Origin of the sequence: Sulfitobacter sp. M22 (assembly GCF_021736025.1) — a bacterium.
GTDB lineage: Bacteria > Pseudomonadota > Alphaproteobacteria > Rhodobacterales > Rhodobacteraceae > Sulfitobacter > Sulfitobacter litoralis.
In genome coordinates this window covers 186,692-206,361 of sequence record NZ_WMEC01000002.1, presented here as the reverse complement: position 1 = coordinate 206,361, position 19,670 = coordinate 186,692, and the positions used below count along the sequence as shown (strand labels likewise).

Sequence of the window (19,670 nt, the reverse complement as noted above, 5' to 3'; positions counted from 1 at the left end):
CCCGGGCAGCATGGCCGGGCCGAACCTCCTGGCGCATGTGCTGGTCTCGAAGTTCGACGACCATCTTCCTCTTTACCGCCAGCATGAAATCTTCGAGCGGATGGGGGCCGACATTCCCGAAAGCACACTCGTAGGTTGGTGCGGCCGCGCCATGAAGACACTATCGCCGCTGATCGAGCGGATCGATGCGGACATCCTGAGCAGCGACCTTCTACACGCGGACGATACCCCAATCCGGGTATTGGACCGTTCCCGAAGAGACAAAGGGTTGGGTAAAGGCGTGAAGCAAGGCCGGATCTGGGCCTACGTGCGTGACCAGCGCCCGTGGGCGGGAGCCGCGCCACCTGGCACTGTCTATCGGTTCGCGCCCAACTGGAAAGAAGAGCACGTTCTAAGCCATCTGGCCGATGCCCGCGGCATTCTGCAAGCAGACGGCTACAAGGGCTATGCCAAGCTCTACGCGCCTCAATCCGATGGCCCGCCGCGTTTGCGCGAGGCGGCCTGTTGGGCGCACCTACGACGAGACTTCCACGACTTTTGGACCTCAACCAAGTCCGAGATCGCGCACGAGGCGCTCGACCGGATCGGTAAGTTCTACGATATCGAGCGTGACATTAACGGCCAGTCCGCAGAGGCTCGCCTTGCGGCCCGTCAAAGGCTTAGCCGACCAAGGGTGGAGGCCTTCTTTGATTGGTCCGAACAACAGCTCATGCGCATTCCCGGCAAGAGCGATCTGGCCAAGGCCTTCCGCTATGGCCTCAGTCGAAGGGATGCCTTCAGCCTCTTCTTAACTGACGGTCGAGTGGCCATCGACAACAATCCAGCAGAGCGGGCTCTGCGCCCCATCGGTATTGGGCGAAAGAACTGGCTCTTTGCAGGGGCCGACACAGGTGCGGAAACCTTGGCCCGCGCTATGACTATTATCGAGACGGCAAAGCTAAATGGCCTCGATCCACAGGCCTATCTCGCGGACGTTCTCGACCGTATCCACGACCACAAGATCAACAAGCTGGATGAGCTGCTGCCGTGGAACTGGAAGGCGTTGCCACAAGAAGCCGACAATCAAGCCGCGTGAACCGCGGTATCAATGGCGTGGTTACTGTTTTCGTCCGAGAAATGGTTACGCTTTAGCTCGCGAAATATCGTTGATCTGCAGCGCTTCAGAACGCGCGCCATCTCGTCAACTGGGACCTTCGCGTGTCTCCAGCGTTCTATCTTGCGTCGTTCTGTGATACTCAGTTGCTCGTAAACGGCTCCCATACCGATTCCTCTCATTAGATAAACTACTGTTTTCTAACAAGAGTCGCACTTGAGGGTAGCGCGCGCCGCGACACAAGATTTGTACTTATAAGGTTAGTTATGTAATCGAAGAAAGATATTCTTAGGTTCGTCGTTTGGCCATCGGAAAAAGGACGGCTCTGTCACCTCAATCTGACCTACATCATCCGCAATCAAACTGCTTTGTTTCCGCAAAACTTAGCTAAGTGAGATCGACGGCACTTGCCTTTCGATGCGAGCCCGCAGGGCGCAAAGGATTGTTCCGGACCTGCCAATTGCTAGCCTGTGCAGAACTAATGGTGTAGACGCGGAACCGAGGAGATCAGTGAACGGGTGTAGCTGTCCTGCGGATTGTCCAGAACGTCCTGTGTACGCCCCCGCTCGACCGCCTGGCCTCTGTACATTACCATTACCGTATCGCAGAGATATTCTACGACAGAGATGTCGTGTGTAATGAATATGATCGACAGCCCGATCCGGTCGCGCAGATCTAACAGCATGTTCAAAATTTGCATCTGAACCGAGATGTCGAGAGCGGAAACCGCCTCGTCCGCAACCAAAAACGACGGTTCCATCACCAGGGCCCGCGCGATGCAGATGCGCTGCCGCTGACCGCCGGAAAACTGGAATGGGTGTTTCTGTGACGCATCCGGTGACAGCCCGACCAGCGACAGGGTCTCCGCCACCCGGTCGTCCCGTTCGGATTTCGCCGTGCCGGCAATCGCCAGTCCCTCAGCGATGGCCTCGCCAATGCGCATGCGCGGGTTGAGAGACGCATAGGGATCCTGGAATACCATCTGTATGCCGCGCCGCACCGGGGGTACACCCGAGACGCCGGGTCCGAACAGGTCGCGTCCGGCCAGCGATAGACTTCCGGCGTCAGGTTCCTCCAGACCTACAAGCACGCGGGCCAAGGTCGATTTTCCGCATCCGCTTTCGCCGACGATGCCGAAGATCTCTCCGGGTTGCACATCGAAACTAACTCCCTGCAGAGCCCTGGTCTCGGTCGGCGGGGCGAACCAGCCGTTGGAGCGGTGGAAGGTCTTCCGGATATCTCGGGCAGACATGGAGACGGTCGGACTGGTCTGTATCATTGAGAAGGCCTCAAGCATCTGGCGCACCATTGCGGGCTCAGCTCTTTGACGGGTATGGGAGCTTCGGTGCAGGCGGCATCTGCCTTGGCACAGCGGTCCCGGAACCGGCAGCCGACATCCCAGTCAAGGGGCGACGGAACGGTGCCGGGGATACCTTGCCGTCGTTTGCCATCGACCCGGCGCCCCGGCGCACAGTTCAGAAGCGCCTCGGTGTATGGATGCGCCGAACGGCCGATCACGTCTGTCTCAGTCCCAGTTTCCATCAGGACACCGCCGTACAACACCCCGACCCTATCCGTGTATTGATGTACTAGCGACAGGTCGTGCGAGATGAAGAGCACCGAGAGACCGTGTTTCTGGCGGAGCCTCTGGATGATCTCCATTACCTCGCGCTGAATGGTCACGTCCAGCGCGGTCGTCGGTTCGTCGGCGATCAGCAGCTTGGGATTGTTGGCCAGCGCCATCGCGATCATGGCGCGCTGGCGCATCCCGCCAGACAGTTCATGTGGAAACAGCCGCGCGATCTTGGCCGGGTCATCGAACCGCACCTCAGACAGCAACGTCTCGATTCGTTCGGCTCGCTGTTTCTTGGACTGCGTGCTGTGCAGTTCCAGCGTTTCCTCGATCTGGTGCCCGATCGGCATCAGCGGATTGAGCGAACTCATCGGCTCTTGGAAGATCATCGAGATCGCGCCGCCCCGCAGCCTGCGCATTCGCGACTCCGGCAAGGTGATAAGCGAGTCACCGCAGAAATCAAGTTCGCCCTCGATCTCCAGCAGTGACGACGGAAGCAGCCGCATGATTCCACGGGCGATCATCGTTTTGCCCGAACCGCTTTCCCCAACTAGAGAGAAAAACTCGCCCGCCTTGATGTCGAAGGACACGTCGGACACAATCTTGATCCGCTTGCGCCCCTCACGGACGAACAACGACAGGTTGCGCGCGGACAGTACCGGCGGATCGGTCCTGTTCGCGGCGCCCCGGGGGGCGGTTTGGGTGTTTGTATCTGGTATCATATCAGGTTCAGTGTCTTTTTCGGGTCATACTGGTCACGCAGCCAGTCCCCCAGAAGGTTCAGGGACAGCACGGTCATGAATATCCCCGCGCCGGGCATCACGGCCAACCACCAGGCTCGCGTGATGTAGGACCGGCCTTCGGCCAGCATGCCGCCCCAGGTGGCAATCTGCGGCGGGACACCCAGGCCGAGAAAGCTCAGCGAGGCCTCTGCCAGGATTGCGGTGGCCATGGAAAAGGTGCCGACGATGATCGCCGAAGCCATCAGGTTCGGCAGGATGTGCCGCCGGATGACCCACAAAAGCCCTCCCCCCATCACGCGGGATGATTCAACGTAGGCTAGTGACCGCAGGACCATCGCTTGCGCGCGGGCCATCCGCGAATAGGGAATCCACCGCTGGATCACGAGCGCGAAAATCACGTTAGTCAGGCTCTGCCCCAGGAAGGCGAGGATCGCGATGGCGAGCAGGATCGGCGGAAAGGCCCAGAAGGATTCCACGATTTTCTGCGTGACAAGATCCCATGCACCCCGCAGGTAGCCAGACAGCGCGCCGATGGTGACACCGACGACCCCCGAAATGACCACGACCGACGCCGCGATGGCGAGAGATACGCGGGCACCCGAGATCATGCGCGCCAGAATATCGCGGCCCAGGTGGTCGGTGCCCAAGAGATGCCCGTCCGTCAGTGGCGGCAGCAGCGAAGCCAGGAGGTTCTGCCGGTTGGCCCCGAAGGGCGTCAGCAGGTTTCCGAAGACCGCCAGGAACAGGATGAAGCCCAGCAGGAAGGCCCCGATGAGGAACTTGAGGTTGAAGAAATCGAACTTCATGGTCAGGCCTTGTTGTTGCGCAGGCGCGGGTCGATCAGGACGTAGAAGATGTCGATCAGCAGGTTCAGCGCGATGAACAGGATGGTGTAGGAAGCCACGACCCCGGTCGTCAGGGGCATGTCCCTCACGCTGATCGACTGGAACAGCAGGGTTCCGATGCCCGGCCACGAGAACACTACTTCGACGATGATGGACCCGCTGATCAGTGCGCCCAGTTCAAGCCCGATGATGGTGACGATCGGGATGGCCGCGTTCGGCATCAGGTGGCGCCGGACGATCGACCGCCGCTTCATGCCCTTGGCGACCGCGGTGAACACATGCTCTTCCTGACCCGCATCGATCACCGCAGCACGCGTGATCCGGGAAATTATCCCGATCATGGCAAGCGTCAGTGTCAGGGCGGGCAAGGCCAAGTATCGCAGCGCCTGGAAGCAGGTCTCGAAGGAGCCGGCCAATAGCGCATCAATGGTGACGAAGCCGGTCACCGTCGGCACGGAAACGCCATAGGGCAGCCGGCCGCTGGACGGGAACAGGTTCATGTATCCTGAGAAGAAGAGCACAAGAAGGATGCCGACCCAGAATGACGGTGCGCTTACCCCTGAAATGGACAGCACGGACACGATCGCATCGATCACCTTGCCCTTGTTCAGGGCCGCGAGCATACCAAGCGGCACGGCGATCACGATGGCCAGAAGCAGTGCGTAGAACGACAGTTCGAGCGTAGCGGGCAAGCGCTCTCCGATCAGTTCGAACACCGGCGCACGGTAGCGATAGGATTCACCCAAGTCGAACCGGGCAAGATTGCTTAAAAACTGACCGTATTGCACCCAAACCGGACGATCTAGGCCCCAGTCCTCGCGTGTTTCGGCGACCTGCTCCTCGGTCGCGTCGTCGGGCAGCAGCAATTCCGCCGCATCGCCCGGAGCCAACCTGAGAAGACCGAAGATGGCCATTGTCACAAGCAGGAGGACCGGGATCGCTCCGAGCAGCCTTGTCGTGATTAGGTGTAACAACCGTATGCTCCCAAATGTCGTTGCATGCCGACCCGCGACGATCTTGCCGCCGCGGGTCCTATGCAAGCCCATGGCTTACATTGACATTTTCACGTCGGACAGCCAGATTTCGCCGTCGGCGCTGGCATTCCACTCAATGCCCTTCTGCACTCCGTGCACTAGGCGGTGCGACCACATGAAGAACATCGGCACCTCTTCGGCGATTAGTTCGGCCGCCTGCCGGACGATCTGGCAGCGCTCTTCCGGATCCAGGGTCTGGCGTTCCTGCTGCAGCAGCGCGTCCAGCTCAAGGTTGGTGTAGCCGATCCGCTGCGTGATATCGGATTCAAGGTACTGCGACAGCGGCTCCGACGGGTCCAGAAACAGGCCCCGGCCGAGGTAGTACATCGGCAGTTCACCGGCGCGCATCGCGGCGGTCAGATTGGCGTATTCCGGCACCTGCAGATCAACTTCGAACCCGACTTCGGTCAACATCTGCGTCACGATTTCGGAAACCTGCCGGTCCGAGATGTAGCGGCCCGAAGCGGTCATGAACTCGATCGACGGTCCGCCGTCTTCGTACCCGGCCTCGACCAGAAGTTCTCGCGACTTCTCGGGATCATAGTCAATGACGAAATCGAGCGGCCCGGTGTAGCAGATCTGCTGTTCACCCAGGGGACCGTCCAGCTTGTCCGCAAGACCCATCAGGAACCGGTCGATGATCAGGTCCTTATTGATGGCATGAGCTGCCGCCTGGCGCACTCGCTTGTCGGTCCAGGGTTCGAACTTGGGGTTGAACGCCAAAAACATCTGTTCGATCGACGGGCTCTGCACTGTGTCGATGGACTCGCTCCCTTCGATCCGCGACACCAGCTGCGGCGGGATTAGGCGGGCGATCTGCACTTCGCCATTCATCAGCGCGGTCACACGCTGCTCCGCCTCGCGGATCTGCCGGTAAACGGCGATGTCGGGCGCGGTCTCGGCGATACCAGGGAAATCGTCGTTCTTCTCCAGCGCGATTTCTTGATCGAGCGTATAGGACGCGAGCTTGTACGGACCCCAGCCATAGGGCGCGTCCTCGTCCGGTGACGCGCTGTCCTCGGCCAGTTCGGCGCTGGTGATGATGAAACGGTCGAAGATGTAGGACAGCAGCGACGCCAGCGGCTTTGTCGTGACGATCTCGAAGGTGTGTTCGTCCACTTCGCGGATTGTCTTGACCTCGCTGAAGATGTTCTTCTGGGTGCTTGCCGGATCGTTCAGTACACGATGATAGGAATGCAGCACATCCGTCGTTGTCGGGCCGGGGCCACCATCGTGACGGACCAAACCCTCCCGCAGCTTGAAGCGCCAAGTGTTGTCGTCGACGATTTCCCAGGTTTCCACCAGGATGCCTTCATATTCTTTGGTGGCGTAGTTGTAGCGCCCCAGGCAGCCATAGGTCTGGCACCAGACCGAATACATCTGCGCGTTACTCTCGGCGTAAGGCGTCGGAGAGGTCATCGGGAAGGTGCTGGTCACCATCAGCAGCTTGTCGTCTTGGGCCGCGGCGGGAACCGCCGTACCGAGGACCGCAAGCGCGCTCATCGCTCCGGCAATCAGGCCGTTTCTGTTCGTCTTCATGTGGTTGTTCTCCCTTTTGGTTGTCGGATATGCCCCCATCTTGTGGGGGCCAAGATATACTTAGGCTTCTAAGTTTATGGAGATGAAAACCTGCTTGGGTCCCCTGCCCTGCGTTCACTTGTTTTTCAGTGGCTCGCGCTCGCTTTCCGCGACCTCGCCGATGTCCCAGAAGATCCCGGCCATCATGGCCAGCCCGTCATCGTACAGGTCAATCAGCCCATGTTCGTTCGGCCCGTGCTGGCCGCAGCCGCCATAGCTCTGAGGCAGCCACATGACCGGAACCCCGAGCGTCTGCTTGAAGAATTCCGACGGGCCTGAGGCACCAATGGTGGGAATTATGTTCGGATCATCGTCCATCGTCTGCGTCATCGACTTGGCGACCAGCTGCACCCAGGGATGCTCGGGATCGGTGCGCGACGGCGGAAACATGTCTCGTTCGGTGATCAGCTGCACCTCGACCTCGGAAAAGCCGTGCTCGTCCAGATGTTTGCGCAGCGCCGGAGCCACATCGTCGGCTTTCGTGTCGACCGTGTGTCGCAACTGGATGCGCGACTTGGCATAGCCGGGGACCGCGGGCACCGGGTTTTCCGGCTGGCCGCAGATCATGGACAGCACGATGGCGCTGTTCCAAGCATAGATACGTTCGGCCCGGCTCACCCCCGGCTCACCCCACCCTTCGTCCGGGGCGGGTGCGCCGGGCAGGTCCTTGACCTTCACCTTGCGGCTCGCCTCGCGTACAGACTGAGGAACTTTCTTGGGGCGCCATCCCTCAACCAGAATGCGGCCATCGCGAGAAATGATAGTGGAGATCGCATGGGCTAGGACCACCGCCGGATCCTTCAGAAGCCCGCCCCAGTGTCCAGAATGGTGGCTACCCTCGCGCAGGTTAACGACCAGATCGACACCTAGACCGCCACGTGTGCCCAGGGTGATATCGGCCACCTCCATACTCTGGCGCGGCCCGTCCAGCGCGATGAAGACATCCGCTGCCAGAATGTCCTTCTTGTCTTCTAAAAATTTTCGAAGCCCCGGCGATCCCGCCTCTTCGCCCATTTCGATCAGCACCGTGGCATTGAAACCAAGGGATCCGCGTTCCTCGATCACGGCGCGCAGGCCCTCAATTGCGATTAGGTGCTGGCCCTTATTGTCTACCGTACCCCGTCCGTAGACCCGCTTGCCCTCGACTTTTAAAACCCATGGGTCCAAGTCTTCGCGCCAGCGTTCGGGCATAGCGCGCACCACGTCGCCATGCCCGTAGACTAAGGTCGTCGGCAGGGCGGTATCCTCATGTCGACGCGCGACGAGAAAGGGGCCGTGCTGCGGCAGCGGGTTCTCGAAGATGTCGATCTTAAAGCCAAGGTTCTTCAGGTACGGGCCCATCACCTCGTGACAGTACCGTTCCAATTCGGGCTTGCGCGAGGGCGGATGGCTTTCGGTCTGCACCGCAACTAGCCTTCCAAGCGTGTCCAAGAACTCGCCAGAGGCCAAGTAATTCTTCGCTCTCGCGATGGTGCTATTTCGCGCGTCGACTACCATTGTCTTCTTCAGCCTTTCTTGCGGTCTTTTTTGGAGACGCGGGTATCTCGCCCAGAGGCCTTGCGATCCTCTATTATGCCGATGGCCCGGTCCTCTGCGCGCTTCAGATAACGGCAATAAGTATCGACCGCCGCGTTGGTCTCTCCGTCCGCCACAGATTGCGTGACCAACCGCAGAAGCCCGATGGTTATCCTGTGCTCATCCTGAGTTGTTGCGCGGAACAGCATGACCCGGACGTAATTTATCCGACTTCGAAGGGACTCCAAAATTTGCACGGCCATCGCATTTCCGCCACCGGTCCAGATCAGGTGGACAAACCGACTGATGAAGCTAGTGTAGTCTTTGCTGTTCTTTTCGGCCGCAACTAGGGCCTGGTCCAGCAGTCGGCTCATCTTTTCAGTATCTTCCTTGTTGGCCTTGGCGATGAATCGCCGCAAAAGGGTCGCTTCCAGGATGAGGCGCAAGTCGAAGATGTCGCGCACTTCGTCCGGCGACAGCTCGGTGACCACGAGGCCTCGGGAGTTTTCGCGTCGGACTAGCCCCTCGGCCTCCAGCAAGCGCAATGCCTCGCGAACCAGAGTCCGACTGACACCTGTCTCCTCACACAGGTGCCTTTCAATCAGCGCCTCGCCCGGCCGGTAATGAAGCGACATGATTGCTTCACGGATGGTGTTCGTCGCCTTGTCGCGAAATGTCTCGCTGTCGGCCCTCACGCGCATCTTCAAGTTCCAATTCCTCCTCCTCGTGAAATGCGGGGGCCGGTCCACCCGCACCTTCGACGCGCGCACTGGCAGACCGGCGCACACGGAGGAAGCAGGGGACAGGATCATACGACCGGCTCCATCTCGTCCCGAACCTTGACCTTCTCTAGGGCCACGAGGTCAGGAAGCGGACGAGCCGTCATCGGGTTGCGGGCCAGAAGCTGTTCCAGCGTGATCGCCGCGTGCATGACCCTCAGATCTTCGTTCCGGCGTCCGACGATCTGGATTCCGAAGGGCATGCCCTCGCGGTCGACGCCGCAGGGAATGGAAATGGCCGGATGGTTAAGCAGCGTGATCGCATAGGTCAGGCCGACATATTCGAAATAGTTCGCCATCGGACGGCCGTTGACGACCGAAGGATAGACCTCGTGCTTCGGCCAGGGTGACACGCCGACGGTTGGCGTGATCAACAGGTCAAATTCCCGGAAGAACAGCTGCGCGCGGCGGTACAGGTCCGTCTGGTCCGCCATCGCCTGGCCAACATCCGTGATCGAGAACTGCGAGGAATGTTCCAGGTTCTGGGCGACCAGCCGACCCCACTTGCCGGGGTGCTCCTGCTCCCGCTTGTTGTACATGCCGATATAGCTGACGGCCCGCAGCACTTCGTAGAGGTGATCGACATTCTCCATCTCAGGTGACGCATCCGCGACCTCGCGGAAGGCCGATCCGAACAGACCCAAGCGCTCGCGGAAGACCGCGCGCAGGCTGTCTTCGAGCGGGGCGAAGCCTAAGTCTTCCGACACGGCCACGCGCAGGCTCGACAGGTCGACGGGCCGGTCGTGCGAGTAATCCATGAATGAGGCCAGAGGATCCATTGGATCCGACGTCGCCATGGCCTTCAGCATGAACAGCGTGTCTTCTGCCGTCCGTGCCATTGGCCCCTGGACGGGAAAGTGCGTCGAACCGATCATCCGCTTGTCCGATGCAACGATGCCTGCTGTGGGACGCATCCCGACGACACCGCAAAAGGATGCCGGAATGCGAAGGCTTCCGGCATTGTCCGACCCATGGGCCAGCGGCATCATACCTGTCGCTAACGCCACGGCAGACCCGCCGGACGATCCGCCACAGGTACGCGAAGGAAAGAAGGGGTTGCCGCTGACGCCATAAACCGGGTTGAACGTGTTCCCCCCTGCCCCATGTTCCGGGGTGTTTGTCTTGGCAAAGATGTTGGCTCCCTTCGTCCGCAGGTTTGCCACAAGCGCCTCGTCCTTCTCGGGGACATTGTGGCGGAACATCTCGGAGCCATAGGTCGTGGTTAGTCCAGCGGTGTCCACGAGGTCCTTGATTCCAACCGGCAAGCCGTGCAGCGGCGGAAGGTCGTCCCCAGCCATAACCTGCGCCTCGGCTTCCTTGGCCCGGGCGCGGGCGGCTTCATAAGCTATCGCGACAACACCGGTGACCGGGGGGTTCACCGCCTCAATCCGCGCGAGACACGAATCCAGAAGTTCGACTGGAGACATGCCCTTATTGCCAATTAGCCTACGCGCTTCGACTGCGCTGAGATCGCAAGCCTGCATTTATGAATTTCCCTCAATCGACCCGGTGACTGACCGGGCATATAAGGCGCTCGGACCCAGGCGGAAGCCGACCCACCTTCCGTTTGCATACATCGACCATAAAATTAAACAGTGAGTTAGAGCAATAAAAAAGTTAGACTTCTACAATTATAAATTCTTGCGGACACAGAATCCGGGCAGGTTTCGCGCCTGGAACCTACTGAAATCCGTAAGGTTTCGTGGCAGCAAGGCGCCTCAAAACGGCCGAAAAGGATGCTCCGCGCGCGTCATGAAATTGCGGGCATCCGGGCGGGCAAAGCAATCCGAATCCGGGAATCGACCCGCGCTCAGCCGAGCGCGGCCGGTTCCGCCATCGTTAGCACCGAGTATACGGTGGAGGCGGGGGCCGCGCGCCGCGCGAAATATTAGCAGCAGGGCTGAGCGCCGCGCAGCCCTGAACATTTCGACCGATCCGATAATCGCCACCACGCTCGACTTAAGATTGTAGGTGAGTCAAGACTGCATCCGCTGACCGAAAAACACCGAGGTCAATGCGCTCATCTGCTACAGCGCCGTCAGCACGCGCCACCCTAACCGGGTGTTTGTATCGATCCGGATGCCTCGCAACAGATCGGGCAGCGGCCATAGCGGTGCGAAGATGCGCATATTTGTAGGCCTGCCCGCTGTCAATCGCCCAGCGTCTTAGCCGATACCCCACCCGCGTCTCTTGCGCTCCCCTCCCCAGATCACTACGATCGCACTCCCCCCCCCAAAAAATAAACTGGCCACGAAACCGACAGCGAGCGATACCCAAATTTGCTCGAATAGGATGGACAGGGATGCGGCGAACACCGAAATCAACCGCCGCATTAGGCCGATCTCGATCTCACGCACCAGTTTGACCGCACGGCCATTCCTGCGCTCGGAGACATTAGTTTTTCTGGGGAATGGGCGTATTTTGTTCTCTAATCTGTCAATGCGCTTTTCCAATTGCTGTCGATGTCTGAGGTTGCCTTTGTTCTTTTCGAGCTCCAGGGCTCAGGATGGGGTTGGCTGGAGGTAGGTCGGCAAGGTTGAAACCGCGATTTGGCCGAGGCCGCTGCTACAGAATACACGCTGTGTCCTACGCCCTCCCTCGGGCATCGTTCCCGCTGGGAACTGGTGTTTGGAATCCTCGCTTTGAACTTAGCAATTTCAGGCCGCTTTGAAGTTGGTTTGGTCTCGCATGATGGCATGAAGAATGACTGCGAGACGTCTGGCCAAAGCAACGCGCGCCTTTCGCATCGTAGACCGGGCGGCGATTGCCAGCGCCCATGATTTCAGCTTGAGCGGCGCGGCATATCTGGTCAGCATGACATTTGCTGCCTCGTAAAGGAGCGTCCGAACTTTGACATCACCTCGTTTCGAGATGCTCCCAGTGTAGTCGATCTCGCCAGAGGCGCAGCGGGCGCTGTTCTATGGGCTCTCGCTTGAGGATCATGTCCCGCAGGATCACCTCTTGCGCTTGATTGACCGGTTCGTGGATCTGTCCGGCATCCGCACCTATCTCGCCGATTTCTATAGCCACACCGGGCGTCCGTCAGTAGGCCCCGAATTGTTGATCCGGATGCTGCTGGCAGAACTCGACACCGAGGGAGGACTGGGACGCGGGGCTTATCAATCCGATCGATGCGCCCCGCGCGGTTCGAGAGTATCTCGACACGCTGGATGAGGCCTCTTTCGGCGCAGCCAGCGAGGTTGTGCCCAAGTTCACGTCGCTTTCCGACCCGGCCAGCCAGTGCCTCTCATGACCTTGCTGCGCAAGACACTGCCGGTAATAGACCGCGGCGCGCAAAGGACCGGCATTCTTCAGCTATTATGACAACTACCTGATCGATACGGATCACGGTGTGGTCGTCGCTGTTGGGACGACAATATCGATCCGACAAGCAGAGGTCGGCTCGACCAAAAACATGCTGGATCGGGTGAGGACTAGGTTCGACCTGCATCCCGAACGCCTGATCGCTGACACTGCCTATGGCACCGGGCCGATGCTGGGTTGGCTGGTCGAACGCAAGATTGCCCCGCACATTCCTGTCTTCGACAAGTCCGGACGCGCCGACGGCACCTGGAGCCGGGCGGACTTCGAGTGGGACGTGAGAACAACCAATACCTCTGCCTCAAGGGCCAGACACTGAAACAGTTCCGGCGAAACTACTCGGACCCGAACCGGGGGCCGAGCGGACAGGGCAGAACCAAATACCGTGCCCTAAAACTGACCTGCCAGGCCTGCCCGTCCAAGGCGAAATGCTGCCCGAACGCAGATGCAAGATCGATCACCCGCGAAGAACACGAAGACGCCCGCCAGATTGCCTGAGACATTGCGAAAACCAAGCAATACGACATACCCATGAAGCTTCGGAAGAAGGTCGAGATGCTCTTCGCGCGCCTCAAGCGCATCCTCGGTCTCGGAAGGCTCCGATTACGTGGCCCATGTGGCGCAAACGACGAATTCCTGCTCGCCGCAACCGCCCAAAACCTCCGGAAATTAGCCAAGATATTTCCCGTACCGCAGCAAGCGTGAAAAGCTTAACAGGAAAGGCGTTCGCGCCGCATTTGGAACAGCCATTTCTGCACTCGCAAACGTTAGTTTCCGCAGAATCGGCAGATCCCGGTCTTGCGCTGCACAAGCGGACCATTGATGCAGAAGGTCGAGAACCCAATATCAAACCTGCTCTCAGTGTTGCCGATATAGACTTTTCCGGGTCTAATATAGACTGTGGCCTATCTGCTCTGCGCGGGAAAGGGAGAGAACCATGCCTACTGGCCACGAAGGCCACTGTCGGCTATTGATCTGGGGGTGGGTAAAGATTTGTGGAGTGCCCTACCCAAGAATGCGCGCAATTCCAGCCTGAACCTTTAGCAGTGCGGGCAGGTAACCTTCAACCAATTCCTCCGGATCCGCCGGCTGCGTTGCTGCCATCCCGGTGTTCAGAGCGGCAACCACGGCACCCTTGCTGTTGAGCACTGGCACCGCGAGCGAGCGCAGGCTGATCTCAACCTCCTGATCGACCATTGCATAGCCGCGCCTCCGCGCCGTTTGTACCTGCGCCATGATTTCCTCCGGGTCCGTCAGACTGAACCGAGTACGCGGGGACAGATCGGACGCCTCAATGACGCGGCGCGCTTCCGCATCTGGCATCGCGGCCAACAGCACCCGCCCCATGGAGGTGCTATGTGCCGGCAGGCGTGATCCGGGCATCAGGCCAATCGACATGACCCGCCGCTGCGACGCGCGGGCGAGATAGACAATCTCGGTCTCGTCAAGAATGGCGACGGAGCAGCTTTGGCTGATTTGTTCGGTCAGTTGATCCAGCCACGGCTGCACGACCTGCGGCAGTTGCAAGCCACCAATGGCCCCGGTGCCAAGGCGCAGGCAGCGATGCGTCAGCGTAAAGAACTTCCCGTCATAGGCAGCGTAGCCTTCGGCATGGAGCGTCAACAGGCACCGGCGCGAGGTGGCACGGTCAAGCCCGGTCAGCGCCGCGACCTCGCTGATCGACAGCTTGGGGCGCTGTGCGTCGAAACATTCGATCACCCGAAGCCCCTTGGCGAGAGAGGAAATTGTGCTGCTGGATTTGTTCGTCATACGCACATGAAATTACGAATAGTGAACAAATGTCAACATACGCACAAATTTCTGGCTCTGCATACGCCTGACCGCTAGACCCTCGGCAACCTGAGGAGACCAGCAATGGACAAAGCACTTCCTGCCGTGGCCGAGGCCGTGGCCGATATCCCGGATGGGGCGACGGTGATGATCGGAGGGTTTGGCGGCTCTGGCGCGCCGATCGAACTGATCCACGCCCTTATCGACCGCTTCCGCGCCACCGGCAGCCCGACGGCCATCACTGTCATCAACAACAACGCGGGCAACGGCTATTGCGGCATCGCGGCGATGATCAAAGCTGGCATGGTCCGCAAGATGATCTGCTCTTTCCCGCGCAGCTCCAACGCCGAAGCCTTCAATGAAAAGTACCTCGCAGGCGAGATCGAGTTGGACCTCGTCCCCCAGGGGACATTGGCCGAGCGCATCCGCGCCGCCGGTGCCGGCATCCCCGCCTTCTACACGCCGACCTCCTTCGGCACGGAACTTGCCGAAGGCAAACCGACCGAGGAATTTGATGGCAAGATGTATGTCCGCGAAAGATGGCTGAAGGCGGATTACGCGCTGATCAAGGGTCAGGACGGGGATCGCACCGGCAACCTGACCTACCGCATGGCGGGACGCAACTTTAACCCGCTGATGGCCATGGCGGCAGCAAAAACCATCGCGCAGGTCAGCGTGCTGGGGGAGCCGGGCAGCATCGACCCGCAGGAGGTCATCACCCCGGGCATCTTCGTCGACGCCATCGTGGAAGTGGCAGAACCTCAACAGGAAGAAGTGCTTGTGCGCACAGGAGTGGTTTACTGATGGCGGAGTTCAACATCATGCAGGACAAGCTTTCGAATGCGCAGATCGCATGGCGCGCGGCGCAGGACATCGAAGACGGGTCTTACGTCAACCTCGGCATCGGCTTCCCCGAGATGATTGCCAAGTTCCAGCCCGAAGGCCGCGATGTGACCTATCACACCGAAAACGGGGTTTTGGGTTTCGGTCAGGCCCCGAAAGAGGGCGAAGAGGATTGGGATCTGATCAACGCTGGCAAGAAGCCCATCACACTCAAGCCCGGTGCCGCCTTTTTCCACCATGCCGACAGTTTCGCGATGGTCCGCGGTGGCCATCTCGATCTCGCCGTGCTGGGAGCCTATCAGGTGGCCCAGAATGGCGACCTAGCGAATTGGCGCGTCGGCACTAAAGGCGTGCCTGCTGTGGGCGGCGCGATGGACCTTGTACACGGCGCCAAACGCGTGGCCGTGGTCACCGATCATGTCACCAAGGATGGCGGCCCCAAACTGGTCGAGCGCTGCACCTTCCCGCTCACTGGCTTGGGATGTGTCACCCAAGTCTATACCTCGCTCGCGGTGATCGACATTGAGGACGGCAAACTCATCCTGCGAGAAAAAGTGCCGGGCTTAAGCATGGACGCTCTACAAGCCGTCACCGGAGCCACGCTGCACACCAAAGGCCATGTTGCCGATCTTATCGTACCGGAGGAACTGGCATGATCGACGTCTATATCTGTGACTACATTCGCACCCCCATTGGCCGATATGGCGGGTCGCTGTCCTCTGTCCGGGCCGATGATCTGGGCGCGGTGCCCCTCAAGGCGCTGATTGAACGCAACCCCTCTTTGGACCCTGCGGCGATTGACGAGGTGATTTTCGGCTGCGCCAATCAAGCGGGCGAAGACAACCGCAACGTCGCGCGCATGTCGTTGCTGCTGGCGGGCTACCCCGAGACCGTCCCCGGCACCACAATGAACCGGCTCTGCGGCTCTGGCATGGATGCGGTGATCACGGCCGCGCGGGCGATCAAGGCGGGAGAGGCCGAGGTGATCGTTGCGGGCGGGGTCGAGAGCATGACGCGCGCGCCCTTCGTGATGCCCAAGGCCGAGACCGCCTTTGCACGGAACAACGAGGTCTTTGACACCACCATCGGCTGGCGTTTCGTCAACAAGATGATGAAGGCACAATACGGAGTCGTTTCAATGCCTGAAACCGCCGAGAACGTGGCCGAGGATTTTAACATCGACCGTGCAGATCAGGATGCCTTCGCCCTGCGGTCCCAGCAAAAAGCGGGTGCCGCCATGGCAAGCGGACGACTGGCGCAAGAGATCGTGCCTGTATCTATCCCGCAGCGCCGGGGCGATCCCATCCTCGTGTCAGAAGATGAACACCCCCGCCCATCGACCACCTTGGAGGCGCTGCAAAAGCTCAAACCCTTCGTCAAAGCGGATGGCACGGTGACGGCGGGCAATGCCTCCGGCGTGAATGATGGTGCGGCCGCGTTGATCCTCGCCACGAAAGAGGCCGCAGAGAAACATGGGCTGACCCCCATCGCCAAGGTGCTCGGTGGCGCGACGGCCGGGGTCGCACCGCGCATCATGGGCTTTGGTCCGGCGCCTGCGTCCAAGAAGCTGATGGCGCGGCTCGGGCTGAAGCAAGAGGATTTTAGTGTCATCGAACTGAACGAGGCTTTCGCGTCACAAGGCCTCGCCACCTTGCGCGATTTGGGCATCGCTGACGACGATCCACGGGTCAACCCGAACGGCGGGGCTATCAGCCTTGGCCACCCGTTGGGCATGTCAGGGGCGAGGATCACCGGCACGGCGATGCTGGAATTGAAGCCCGGCGAGAGGTCTCTATCCACAATGTGCATCGGAGTCGGCCAGGGGATCGCAATTGCGTTGGAGGCCGTCTGAACCGCGGATGGTATTGCCTAAGCCTCTTTCGATACCACAGGTCATAGCTCAATCGTTCAATTGGTTTGCCATTCTCATGTTTATCGAAGGAACGCAGAGTGGTAACCACTGATCTGTGTTTCTTCGGGCTAGGCCGTAAGGGCAAGATCGATCTTTAAGCAGATTCCTGCTATCGATTTCATCTGTAGCGATGCGGTGCCAGTTCATTTTCAGGCCGATAAAATGGCAATTTGTGTCCGTACCCTCGGTTCGGTGACGCTCGTGACTATTTAGCCCATCCCGCAATAGAGTTTTTGAATTGCACTATTAGAGGGCTCATGCGGGGCGTCCACCATCCACGGAAAAGCTATGCCCCTCGTGATTCGGACATCATTACTCAGCCAGACGGCAACGCTCTGAGTGAACGGCACCGTAAAATTAACTTAAGTGAGCCAATACGTTATCCGTACCTGACGGCTAAACTGATCTGACCTGTGCGATTTCGCGCCCAGTTGGCGTCGCAAGTGATCTCATTTCACGGAAACCGATGGATGTCATTTCGTGGGGAAAAGCTGGAACAAGTTGGCAATCGGATCATGGATGGAAAGAAATCGTTGCAACTGTCTCTGGGATTTGTACCGCTTCATCGCCTTTCGCTGCTGCGTTGGCTGATGGGAATTCTCGGCTTATTATTCAGATCCTTGTGCGATGTTCGACACCGGGCATGATCTCTCGTTTTGCCGCCCCGTATGACCGCAATTTATTGGTGATCATGACACGCGGCGCCGATCCATGTCGCTTCCGAAGGTTGCGCATCAAGCGCTTGGCCGCCTTCGTATTGCGGCGGCTTTGCACCCAAATATTCAATACGAAACCATTTTGATCGACAGCGCGCCACAGCCAGTGCTTCTTGCAGCGCATCGTGATCACGACTTCATCGAGAAGTTACTTGCCATCGATCTGACCCGCCGAGCTGCGGCGGATTGACGGCCAAATTTCTCGACGCAAATTCTTTAATAGCTTCAGTTATCTGTTCGAGAGCTGTGACCTAGGCTAGAGTGTTTTCACAGGATCAAGTATTTCGTCAATGAACCCCGCAGTCACTGATGCGGCACTAGGCTTCGTGACAAGGCTGACCACAACGAACAAGAGAACCGACACTGGCAGGCCTAACACGCCGGCGTTTAGACCAAACAAGTTGTTGCCTGTCAGATACATGCAGACAACGAAGACCGCGCCCCCCACGATGGATGTCAACGCACCCATGGCTGTGCCACCAGTCCAGAAAAAGGCACCAACGATCGCTGGCACAACAACTACCAAGCCGGCCGAGGCAGCGACTGAGAGTACCACGATCATTGAGAATTCTGCTGCCGCGAACGTTAACGCTAAAATTGAGATTACTGGGATTACAAACTTGCCGATGATTAACTGGTGGTGGTCATTCTGCGATCCGCCCATGTTACCATACATGTCACGAGCGAAAATCGACGATAGCGTAAGCAGGATTGAGTCGATTGTCGAGACAGCGGCTGCCAGAATGCCCACCATCACGGTCACACCAAGAGCCGGGGGGACATAGTCCGACGCCAAGATGGTCGCGGTCGCAACGTCAGGCTGTTCGAGCATTGGAAAGGCCGCGAAGGCGGCAAACCCCCAGATAACTGACACGATCGTGTAAATCAGACCGAAGCACAAAAAGATTAGTACCATCCGGCGCAGCGCCACAAGGTTCGCCGGCATGAACAGACGTTGGCTGACCTGCGGGTTCGAAATTGAAAAAAAGAACCAAGGGATTGTTAGCCCGAGAAATGCCTTGAAGCTGAAAAGGCCGGGTCCGGGAACCTGCAACATCTCCGGCGCCCTTTCGGTGATCGTGCGAAACATGGCGGTGAAGCCGCCCAGCCCCTGCACAATCAAAACTGCCACCAGAACCGAGGCGATGATCATTACAAAAGCTTGAATGCTGTCAGTCCACGTCACGGATCGAATGCCAGCACTATAAGAGAAAGTGATCGCCAGCATGGTCGCAATGATGATTCCCGTCATAAAAGTTATTTTGCCATCGGTCATGCCCGAAAGAAGATAGCCAATCCCTGACAACTGTACGGCGGAATAGGGGATTAAGAACACAAGGCTTGTAGTCCCAGCTGCAATTGCGACGCTGCGTTCGCCATAGCGGTGGCCAAGTAGCTCTGACGGCGTGACGTAGCCGTACTTTTTCCCCACTCGCCAGAACCGCGGCCCGAATATTGCGACTAGAGAGACACCCGCGAAATAGACGATCTCGAATCCCAGTGCGCCAACGCCACCACGATAGGTCAATCCGGCTAGCCCAATCATCATGAAGGCGGAATAGGTTGTGGCCGAGTAACTGAGCGCAGATATAATTCCACCCATTGAGCGGTCACCAAGAAAGTAGCTTGACATTGAAGTCGCTTTTCCTTGCCGCGAGAACCAAACGGTGATCAGCGAGATGACTATATAGATGAAGATGCCAGTCACGATATAAGAGGTGGTCATTCGTCATCCTCAGTGAAAGCGGCCATGGCTGCGGCGTTGAGGAGGATGATGGCCAAACCAGCAAGACACCAAAACAGGAAACTGCCCGTCCAATCAGCGATCTGCCCCACAAAAAGATATGGCACGGCATAGCAAGCGATGATCATCACTCCGATCAACAGTAGCGCAACCTTCCGTAGCATATCCTCTCCCTTTAATATC

The 19,670-nt window shown here is 58.8% G+C and carries 15 protein-coding genes and 4 pseudogenes; 5 read left to right on the top strand and 14 right to left on the bottom strand.

The window, feature by feature from the left end; genetic code table 11:
* On the top strand, positions 1 to 1,075 hold a 1,075-nt coding region (tnpC, locus tag GLP52_RS16305; RefSeq protein WP_237273769.1), incomplete at its 5' end, for an IS66 family transposase.
* A gap of 29 nt (positions 1,076 to 1,104) precedes the next feature.
* Here tnpC and GLP52_RS19545 read toward each other — a convergent pair.
* The 10 genes and pseudogenes from GLP52_RS19545 to GLP52_RS16260 form a co-directional block, all read right to left on the bottom strand.
* Positions 1,105 to 1,260, bottom strand: a pseudogene (locus GLP52_RS19545) (helix-turn-helix domain-containing protein); the annotation flags it as partial.
* Positions 1,261 to 1,571: 311 nt separating this feature from the next.
* Positions 1,572 to 2,372, bottom strand: a complete 801-nt coding sequence (locus GLP52_RS16300; protein WP_237273768.1) for an ATP-binding cassette domain-containing protein — start codon at positions 2,370 to 2,372, stop codon at positions 1,572 to 1,574.
* Positions 2,369 to 3,388, bottom strand: coding sequence for an ABC transporter ATP-binding protein (locus GLP52_RS16295; protein ID WP_237273767.1), 1,020 nt, complete (start codon positions 3,386 to 3,388; stop codon positions 2,369 to 2,371). The genes GLP52_RS16300 and GLP52_RS16295 overlap by 4 nt, the downstream gene beginning before the upstream one ends.
* A complete protein-coding gene (locus GLP52_RS16290) occupies positions 3,385 to 4,215 on the bottom strand; it encodes an ABC transporter permease (protein WP_237273766.1) in 831 nt (276 codons plus the stop codon). The genes GLP52_RS16295 and GLP52_RS16290 overlap by 4 nt, the downstream gene beginning before the upstream one ends.
* A gap of 2 nt (positions 4,216 to 4,217) precedes the next feature.
* Complete coding sequence (locus GLP52_RS16285) at positions 4,218 to 5,228, bottom strand: ABC transporter permease (protein WP_272903640.1); 1,011 nt, start codon at positions 5,226 to 5,228, stop codon at positions 4,218 to 4,220.
* Between the two features lie 75 nt (positions 5,229 to 5,303).
* The gene (locus GLP52_RS16280) at positions 5,304 to 6,827 is read right to left on the bottom strand and encodes an ABC transporter substrate-binding protein (protein ID WP_237273764.1); all 1,524 of its coding nucleotides are present in this window, start codon (positions 6,825 to 6,827) and stop codon (positions 5,304 to 5,306) included.
* A gap of 114 nt (positions 6,828 to 6,941) precedes the next feature.
* Positions 6,942 to 8,363 (bottom strand): M20/M25/M40 family metallo-hydrolase, encoded by a 1,422-nt coding sequence (locus GLP52_RS16275; protein ID WP_237273763.1) that lies wholly within the window; start codon positions 8,361 to 8,363, stop codon positions 6,942 to 6,944.
* 8 nt (positions 8,364 to 8,371) lie between these two features.
* The gene (locus GLP52_RS16270) at positions 8,372 to 9,193 is read right to left on the bottom strand and encodes a GntR family transcriptional regulator (RefSeq protein WP_237273762.1); all 822 of its coding nucleotides are present in this window, start codon (positions 9,191 to 9,193) and stop codon (positions 8,372 to 8,374) included.
* Complete coding sequence (locus tag GLP52_RS16265) at positions 9,190 to 10,587, bottom strand: amidase (protein ID WP_237273761.1); 1,398 nt, start codon at positions 10,585 to 10,587, stop codon at positions 9,190 to 9,192. The genes GLP52_RS16270 and GLP52_RS16265 overlap by 4 nt, the downstream gene beginning before the upstream one ends.
* Positions 10,588 to 11,817: 1,230 nt before the next feature.
* Positions 11,818 to 12,069: pseudogene (locus tag GLP52_RS16260) on the bottom strand (transposase); the annotation flags it as partial.
* Here GLP52_RS16260 and GLP52_RS16255 point away from each other — a divergent pair.
* Positions 12,050 to 13,186 (top strand): annotated as a pseudogene (locus tag GLP52_RS16255) (transposase). The pseudogenes GLP52_RS16260 and GLP52_RS16255 sit on opposite strands and share 20 nt — an antisense overlap.
* Before the next feature lie 300 nt (positions 13,187 to 13,486).
* Here the strand turns inward: GLP52_RS16255 and GLP52_RS16250 are convergent.
* Positions 13,487 to 14,251, bottom strand: coding sequence for an IclR family transcriptional regulator domain-containing protein (locus GLP52_RS16250; RefSeq protein WP_237273760.1), 765 nt, complete (start codon positions 14,249 to 14,251; stop codon positions 13,487 to 13,489).
* 105 nt (positions 14,252 to 14,356) lie between these two features.
* Between GLP52_RS16250 and GLP52_RS16245 the strand changes: the two genes are divergently transcribed.
* The 3 genes from GLP52_RS16245 to pcaF are packed head-to-tail and all read left to right on the top strand — an operon-like array spanning position 14,357 to position 16,967.
* Complete coding sequence (locus tag GLP52_RS16245) at positions 14,357 to 15,076, top strand: 3-oxoacid CoA-transferase subunit A (protein WP_237273759.1); 720 nt, start codon at positions 14,357 to 14,359, stop codon at positions 15,074 to 15,076.
* A 17-nt stretch (positions 15,077 to 15,093) separates the two neighbouring features.
* Positions 15,094 to 15,771 carry a 3-oxoacid CoA-transferase subunit B gene (locus tag GLP52_RS16240; RefSeq protein WP_443069453.1) on the top strand — a complete coding sequence of 226 codons (678 nt, stop codon included), beginning with the start codon at positions 15,094 to 15,096 and terminating at the stop codon, positions 15,769 to 15,771.
* Positions 15,768 to 16,967, top strand: a complete 1,200-nt coding sequence (gene pcaF, locus GLP52_RS16235; protein ID WP_237273758.1) for a 3-oxoadipyl-CoA thiolase — start codon at positions 15,768 to 15,770, stop codon at positions 16,965 to 16,967. The genes GLP52_RS16240 and pcaF overlap by 4 nt, the downstream gene beginning before the upstream one ends.
* 548 nt (positions 16,968 to 17,515) lie before the next feature.
* Here the strand turns inward: pcaF and GLP52_RS16230 are convergent.
* From GLP52_RS16230 to GLP52_RS16220, 3 genes and pseudogenes are all read right to left on the bottom strand, one after another.
* Positions 17,516 to 17,888, bottom strand: a pseudogene (locus GLP52_RS16230) (IS6 family transposase); the annotation flags it as partial.
* A 111-nt stretch (positions 17,889 to 17,999) separates the two neighbouring features.
* A complete protein-coding gene (locus tag GLP52_RS16225; protein WP_237273757.1) occupies positions 18,000 to 19,469 on the bottom strand; it encodes a sodium:solute symporter family protein in 1,470 nt (489 codons plus the stop codon).
* The gene (locus GLP52_RS16220) at positions 19,466 to 19,651 is read right to left on the bottom strand and encodes a hypothetical protein (RefSeq protein ID WP_237273756.1); all 186 of its coding nucleotides are present in this window, start codon (positions 19,649 to 19,651) and stop codon (positions 19,466 to 19,468) included. The genes GLP52_RS16225 and GLP52_RS16220 overlap by 4 nt, the downstream gene beginning before the upstream one ends.
* Between the last annotated feature and the right edge of the window lie 19 nt (positions 19,652 to 19,670).